This window comes from Hydrocoleum sp. CS-953 (assembly GCF_002260545.1).
Lineage (GTDB): Bacteria > Cyanobacteriota > Cyanobacteriia > Cyanobacteriales > Microcoleaceae > Trichodesmium.
Genome location: NZ_LGSU01001210.1, coordinates 1 through 7,981, shown reverse-complemented (window position 1 = coordinate 7,981; position 7,981 = coordinate 1). Strand labels below are relative to the sequence as shown.

Sequence of the window (7,981 nt, the reverse complement as noted above, 5' to 3'; positions counted from 1 at the left end):
AGTTTTATCAAAATAATAAAGTAAGAATTTAACTTCTGAATTCCGAATTCGTTATTAGACATCTCTGAATAAAGATATGGATTTTTGGCCAGAGTAAGCAACATCCCACAGGGGAGATATTTTGATAAAAAAGGTACGATAAATGATTTTGCAAGTTACAACTAACAACTCTAGCTTATGCTAAATAAAGGGCAAGTTTATTTGATAGAGATATCTATTGAAGAAGTATCTAGGTCCTTTTTATTAGTTAATTCTTCTAACTTAGTTAAAAATTCTTCCCCTACTTCAGTGATTTTACAGTATTCAGTTAAGTCTATAAAATCTTGTTCTGTCTTACCATAATTACTCACCTTTTCTAAATCGGCGACGTAGCGATATGGAGACTTTATTTTAATTAGTTTAGAGTCTCTTAAACGCCTCAACTCTGAAGCCGCATCCTTGCTAACATAAAATTTGAATGGTGTATTACTTTCACTATTTTCTTTAAGACCTTTGAGTTTTTCAATTTCTTTGGGTGCGAGAAGTAATCGGTACATAAACCGTTGTAACTTTTCCATTTCTTCTTGTTGTTTTGTTAATAAATCAATTTGCTGTTGTTGAAATTGGTCTATATCCTGTTTAGTTTTATCTACTTTAACTTCTAAATCTTCTAATTTTTTGAATGTAGCTTTAACTCTCCCAGGTGATAAGTCCAAACTTTTAAATATTTTCCCTGCTTGTGGCTGAAATAAGAAAATAATGATTAGTAAAATAATATCAGGGAATGTCAAATCAGGTATTGTAAAATCAGTAGAAATTGTCTCTTGCTCCACTAAACTTTGTATGACATTTACTCCTGTCCTAATAACGGGAAAAGCTATCAATTTAAGGATTAAATAAATCAATATTAATTTAGCAGCAATATCTAAAAACTTGAATTTTGCCTCTGTTGGTTTGTCATTAGACATAATAATCACTCCTCTTTATCAGAATTTAGCCTAAATCTTTATTGAGAGTTTAAAATCAAATTTTTTATTATTTGATCGCAACTTATTTATTTTTCGGAGATGTCTGTTATTGAGGATTTTCTGTAGTCCTAATTTTTACACCAGTCAAACTTTCTAAATCTTGTCCTAAAGACACACCATCTTTTGTCTTAATATCAATCAAAGCGATATTTGTTTTGCCCTTAGGATCTGTATATTCAATTGCAAATTGAGTCCGTTTTTCCTTAGCCAAACCAACTAATGCTCCCAATGGACCTAAAACTAAACTTGCTCCAATAGTTTCTTTTGTTCTTTTTTGAGCGTGTTCCCCACTGGAAATCTCAACAATTTTATCACCTCTAAATCTTAGATTATCCTTTTGATATTTGTCAGACCTAAAATTCATTTCAAAGCTATTTTGTCTGGTTGACACAAAAACGATACATCCTCTCATTTTACCACTAGCTATATGGAGACATTTAGCGCCATATTCTCCTGCGAAAGCTAAGTTGTTAGTAAAAAGAACTGAAGCAACAGATATAAATAAAGCAAATTTTTTCATAAAACTAAAGCTCTAAAAAATCTCAACTTAATGACCAGGTAATTAACATCAATTTCTGGCCTATTATATTTATACTTATTATATAGTAGTCTTCAGTCTGATTGTGCGGAAAATATCTGGGAATTAGGAAACAGCAATTACTAAGAATGATGAACAGGGATAAGAATTTCAGATTGGTATTCTATGATTCCACCTAACCTATTCCCCCAGGGAGGATAGTTACCAAATTCCTACTCACACCTCTAAAAAATCAAAGTTATCTATTTTGATTTAAGTAAACTTATAATTATCAATTAAGTTATACCAATTCCCAGGCATTAATACTATACTTAGGCAAGACTTCAGCTATTAAGTAATTTATACAGGATAAATCACCTTTTTGCTAATTTAAGCTAATTTAACCTTAATTATTCTTATGTTTACTTCTCAGGTACGGACGTTGCATGCAACGTCCCTACACTCCCATGCTCAACTAAATATAGAAAAGTTTTTGAGAAATGGTATTAAATATTTCCTGGGATGATTGAAGATTAAATTTTTATTAAATCAATAGGATTTACCAACATCAATTAAAATGATTGAAGAAAACTGTATTTTTTTGATCGAACAATATGAACAATTTACAGCCGTGGACTTCCCTCTTAGGTAGAATATTCCTCTCTGCCGTTTTTATTAAATCTGGTATTGGTAAAATTTTTGGAGGAGCAGGTACTCAACAATATATGGAATCTTCAGGAGTTCCTGGTTGGTTATTAATTCCAACAATTATTGTTCTTTTAATAGGTGGATTATCTGTTTTAGTTGGTTATAAAGCTCGTTATGGGGCACTTGCATTAGTAGGATTTTTAATTCCAGCTAATCTGATTTTTCATAATATTTTTATAGATCCTGCTCAAGAAATTGCCTTTATGAAAAATCTTGGATTAATGGGAGGACTTTTAATGGTGGCGTCTTTTGGTCCAGGTAGAATTAGTTTTGATGAGAAAAATATTTATAGGGAGTAGGGAATTTATTAATTATCCATTAATAAGACGGAGTGGGGGGGTAGTCAAAAAAAGAATAAAAAATCACAAAAATCTACTAAGTTCATAAGCAAAATTAATTACCGAAAAATTCAGGTTTTAAGCATCTCCTTTCAGGGATAAAAAAAGAAAAAAAGTTCCGATAAAGCAATCCTCTCCTTTTTAATTAAGAGGTAATTACTAATTATTGAAACATCCTATTAACTCCCTGTTCCCTCTCTCAACTCGCAAATTTCTCAAAGCACAACTACTTAAAAAATATGAAAACACAATGGGAAAATTTTCTACAAAATCTTGGTGAATGGCACGGTTCATTTACTAAAATTTCTGCTCAGGGAGAAATATTGAAAGATACACCTAGTATTCTGATTTTAGAAAGTCTGGATGAAGCAAATAAAAAAGTACGTTTAACACTACGTCGCTTTAACTCTTTTGCCAAAACTCCTGAGTCAAAAGTTGATGAAATAGTAAGTGAATATCAAACTCTAGGTAGAAACCTTTTATTTTTTGAAAATGGTGCTTTTTCTAAAGGAGTAATTCAAATAGCACCTTTTTCAATTAATGGTGCTGAGTTTGGTTTTGTTAATAAAAATCGTCGTCTACGTTTAGTCGAATTATTTGACAAAGATGGCAATTTTGATAAATTAACTTTAATTCGAGAAAAAAGAGCTGGAACAGATGCTTCAGAAAATCTTCCTTTGACTGTAGATGCTTTATTAGGAAAATGGCAGGGAGAAGCAATTACTATGTATCCTGACTTGCGGGAACCCGATACTTATCCAACTAAAATGGAATTAAATATTGATAATACAGGTAGATTAGTTCAGCAAATTACTTTCGGTGATACTAATCCTAAAACTCTTACTTCTACTGCTATAATTGAAGGTTCAATTTTACACTTTGACCAAAGTTCTCAACCTGTAAAAGTCTTGTTACTTCCTGATGGTGCTTCTGCTACTTTACCTGTGAAAATTGAGTTGAGAAAAGCTTTATTTTTTGAAATTGGTTGGTTAATTGAACCCCAACTTCGTCAACGAATTATTCGTAGTTACAATGACAAAGGAGAATGGGTAAGTTCAACCTTAGTTACAGAGCAGAAAATTAAATAGTTGAAGAAGGAATAAGGAAGAAGGGAAAAGATAATTTTATAGTTTAAAGAAACCCGGTTTCTACGATAAATCCTTAACACCGTCGCCGTAAATTTGTATCCATTTAGTATTGTTAAGTTATGGAAACTTTTCTTGTTTTATCTAGAATTTAGAAGTATTTTAAAAACTAATATATTATATTTACATATTTTAACTTGATGAAGATTCGGTAAAGATGCTGATTTATTTTTGTTGTTAGCACTATTATCTTAAAAGTATCGATGAAAGTATCAGTGAAAGTTTTTAGGGACAATGGTCATCTTAATCATTTCCACACTTTCTTGATGCACTACCAAATGTCTAAGTACCATTAATCGTTCCCGATACCCCTTCGGGAGATATTCTGATTCTATGGAATTTGGGCTGTAATTTTGGCGATGCCAATCAACATTATAAAGTGCAAAAATGGACGATAATTACGAAAACAATAATAGTATCCAACAAGCTTTTGATTTTTCAGAGAATGAACAGACTCTTCTGAGCAACATTAATGGGCTGGGAGTTGCTTTAGATAATGACTTTTATGAAATTGAAGCCACAGAAGGCTCTTTAGATATCTTTGTCGAGTTAACCTTTAACCATAATGAAGGAAATCTTGATTTATTTCTCTTTGATTCAACAGGAAATGAAATTGCCTCTTCAAATTCTCTAGATGATAATGAAATAATTGATTTTACTGTTGACAAAGCAGGAACTTATTATATCCAAGTTACTTCAGGGGATGGTACTTTTTCAGGGAATACCTATGATTTGTTCTGGGATGATGTTATTGCCGAAAATACCTTTCGCACTATTAATGGTTTAAATAATAATCTTCAAAACCCTGAATTTGGTAGTGCAACAGAAAAAGGCACTCGATACACTCAATTATTACGCTTAGGTCCTGAAGCTTACCAAGATGAATTATCTGAACCAAGAGGTGGTGGACTAACTACGCCCCTTGAACTTCCTAGTGCGCGGGAAGTCAGTAATGCGATCGCCGATCAAGGAGAACAATCTATTGCCAACGACTTTAAACTTTCTGACTGGTTTTGGCAGTGGGGACAATTTATCGATCATGACATCAGTTTAACAGAAGCCGACACTTCAGGGGACTCATTTCCTATTCCAGTTCCTACAGGCGATCCAGATTTTGATCCTTTTGGCACAGGAACTCAAACCATACCCTTAACTCGTTCTATTTTCGATCCTGCCACCGGAACCACAAACCCCCGTGAACAGATTAACGAAATTACAGCGTTTCTTGATGGTTCTATGGTTTATGGTTCCGATGAAGCAACGGCCCTTTCTTTGCGAGCTAATGATGGCACTGGAAAACTAGCCACCAGCATCGGTCCTGATGGGGAGATTTTACTGCCTACTGATAGTGATGGTAACTTTCTTGCCGGGGATATCCGTGTTAATGAACAATTAGGCTTAATTTCTGTTCACACCCTTTTTGTTAGAGAACATAACCGCTTGGCACAAAAAACTGCTGATGTTTTAGACAATGGGAAGGGAAGAAAAGCAAACAAACTGAATGAACTGTTTGAAGAGTCTGGGTTAAGTCGTGGTGACTTTATCTATGAATCAGCCCGCCGTTTAGTTGGGGCAGAAATTCAGACCATTACCTATAATGAATTTTTACCCTTCCTCTTAGGAAAGAATGTTCTTGATAAGTATACGGGTTATGATGAAACCGTCGATCCTGGTATTTTCACTGAATTCTCCACTGGTGTTTTCCGCTTTGGTCATACCATGCTTTCTCCTCAACTCTTACAAGTGGAAGAGGATGGAAGCTATGAAGCGGTTGCTCTACGGGATGCTTTCTTTCAACCTGGCAAAATTATGGAGGATGGAGTTGATTCTTTATTGAAAGGGTTAGAATCCCAACAAGCCCAAGAAGTTGATAATTTACTGATTGATGATGTTCGTAACTTCTTGTTTGGTCGTCCTGGGGCTGGTGGTTTTGACTTAGCCTCTCTTAATATTCAACGGGGACGGGAGAATGGTGTAGCTGATATTAATACATTTCGTAATGCTATCGGTTTATCGCCTTATACAGACTTTGATGAATTAACAGGAGGAGACAGCGAGCTTGCTGCTAAATTTGCATCGGTGTATGATTCCATTGATGATGTGGATCTTTGGATTGGTGGATTAGCCGAACAGGATGTTAATGGTGGAGTGGTTGGTGAGACAATTAGTGCCATCATTATCGAGCAATTTAGTAATTTACGGGATGGCGATCGCTTTTATTTTGAAAACGATCAGTATCTCAAGGAACTTAAAGGCATTCTTGATAAGAATATTGATAAGGTTAGTCTCGCTAATATTATCGAAGATAACTCTGATGTTCAAATTGTGGGTAGTGCATTTACAGTCAATAATCCCATAGTTGTTTAACTTCCCTGGCGGGAAGTCCCCCGCTCTCCATCCCCCCTAACCCCCCGCGTGAAAGGGGGGAGGGGAGTGTCGGGATGAAAGCCGGGCTCCGCGTGTGTGGTTCGTCCTGATTTTATCTACTATTATTTATAGATATAGCGTTTCCCAAGCTAATGAGGTACAGTCATTTTTCTTCTTTATCTATTCTTACGGAACCAGAATTACTATTCCCTACTCCCTCCATACCTGTTCCCTGTTCCCAGTTAAGTGTTCCCTAAAACTAGGGAATTTTGTACCTCACGAGTATGGGAATTGCTATATTGACAATTACAAATATTATCACTACAGTAGATATTTGTTGTTATCAACACAGGGGGAGGACATCACCTCACACGAAACAGCGGTCCGGGTTTCCCAGACCGAAGAATCCCGCGTTCGTCATCGTTATGTTGCGTCAGCGCAACGTCGGGAGTATGTCAAATCCTGGATACAATCTTGCTTTGGTCTGATTTAACTATTAGGGGCGTTTGGGGGGCTATAAGTCCCGTGTTGTATCCTCCTCATCAACATCGGGATACATAGACCACCCAAGCTTTTCGATTCCCCTTCAACTTCCTCTACCTCAACTTTTCAGTAATGTGAATTCAGTAGTAATTTGAGAAACGCTATAATTTAAAATATTACTTGGAGTAAGGAAACTATTCTTTATCGATAGGAATACCAAAAATGTCATTATCTATCAGAATAATTCTGATAATTGCTACAACAATTTATCAAGCGATCGCCTGTTATTTGGAAAATCAAAAACCACCTCCAGGAAAACTATTTGATGTCGGCGGTTATCATCTACATTTGTACACTCTAGGAGAAGCTAATTCCACAATTATTATAGAGCATAGCTTAGGGGGAATAGAGGGATATTTCCTAGTAGAAAAACTGGCAAAATTTGGGCGAGTATGTATCTACGACCGAGCCGGATGTGGATGGAGCGAACATAGTCCCTATCCTCGAACTAGCAGTCAAATGGTAGAAGAATTAGATACCCTACTCACTCAAGCAAAGATTAAGCCACCTTACATTTTAGTAGGAAATTCTTTCGGGAGTTATAATGTTAGATTGTATGCCCATCGTTTCCCTGAAAAAGTTATAGGAATGGTATTCACAGATGGACTCCATGAGACAGGAATGCTGAAAATGCCTATCCAATTACAAGCTTTAAAACTATTCTTTATTTCAGGGTTTATTATGTCTACTTTCGGCTCAATATTAGGAATTATTCAGCTATTCAGAAAATTGGGAATTTTTGAATTGATTAAACCTGAATTACGAGAGTTTTCTCAAGAGTCTAGAAATTATGTCAAACGTTCTTTTTGTCGTTCGAAACACTGGATTACAATGTGTCGAGAAATGCTCAATCTAGATCATAGTGGAAATCAGGTTAGTATTGCTAATCAATTTGGTTCGATACCGATAGTTAGTATCAAAGCTAATTCTTTTTTTAAACCTTCTTTATGGAGTTTTCTAATTCCTCTAAAATCAGCTAACAAGTTACGGGAGCAAATGCACAAAGATATATCTAATCTATCAACAAATTTTGTACAACTTCAAGCCAATAAAAGTAGTCATTTTGTCTGGATAGATGAACCTGATATAATTGTTGATGCTGTCAAAATTGTATTAGATAAACCTAAGCATTAAGCTATTAGCGGTCAGCAATCAGCCAATCATGAATAATTTTTTCTTTGATTAAATTTGTTGTATAGTATAAATAAGGGTGAAATTTGTATTAAATTGGATAAATAGCTATGAAAAAAGCCAGAGGCTTTGGAAAGCCAAATGAAAACTATAAAGAAGATAAAATAACTATAGATTTTGGAGAATTGTTTCCAAACGGTGAAGATTTTAAAAAAATACTAAAAC

6 protein-coding genes are annotated in these 7,981 nt (G+C 34.9%); 4 read left to right on the top strand and 2 right to left on the bottom strand.

Features of this window, described 5'->3' with window-relative positions:
• Positions 1–197: 197 nt before the first annotated feature.
• The gene (locus tag AFK68_RS20105; RefSeq protein ID WP_094674519.1) at positions 198–947 is read right to left on the bottom strand and encodes a hypothetical protein; all 750 of its coding nucleotides are present in this window, start codon (positions 945–947) and stop codon (positions 198–200) included.
• A 106-nt stretch (positions 948–1,053) separates the two neighbouring features.
• Positions 1,054–1,527 (bottom strand): hypothetical protein, encoded by a 474-nt coding sequence (locus AFK68_RS20100; RefSeq protein ID WP_094674517.1) that lies wholly within the window; start codon positions 1,525–1,527, stop codon positions 1,054–1,056.
• 611 nt (positions 1,528–2,138) lie between these two features.
• Between AFK68_RS20100 and AFK68_RS20095 the strand changes: the two genes are divergently transcribed.
• From AFK68_RS20095 to AFK68_RS20080, 4 genes are all read left to right on the top strand, one after another.
• Positions 2,139–2,531: a DoxX family protein gene (locus AFK68_RS20095; RefSeq protein WP_094674515.1), complete on the top strand. Its 393-nt coding sequence runs from the start codon at positions 2,139–2,141 to the stop codon at positions 2,529–2,531.
• Positions 2,532–2,809: 278 nt separating this feature from the next.
• Entirely contained in the window at positions 2,810–3,658 is an 849-nt protein-coding gene (locus tag AFK68_RS20090; protein WP_094674512.1) for a DUF3598 family protein, read from the top strand.
• A 444-nt stretch (positions 3,659–4,102) separates the two neighbouring features.
• Entirely contained in the window at positions 4,103–6,082 is a 1,980-nt protein-coding gene (locus AFK68_RS20085; protein ID WP_094674510.1) for a peroxidase family protein, read from the top strand.
• A 705-nt stretch (positions 6,083–6,787) separates the two neighbouring features.
• Positions 6,788–7,759, top strand: a complete 972-nt coding sequence (locus tag AFK68_RS20080; RefSeq protein WP_094674508.1) for an alpha/beta fold hydrolase — start codon at positions 6,788–6,790, stop codon at positions 7,757–7,759.
• Positions 7,760–7,981 lie beyond the last annotated feature (222 nt).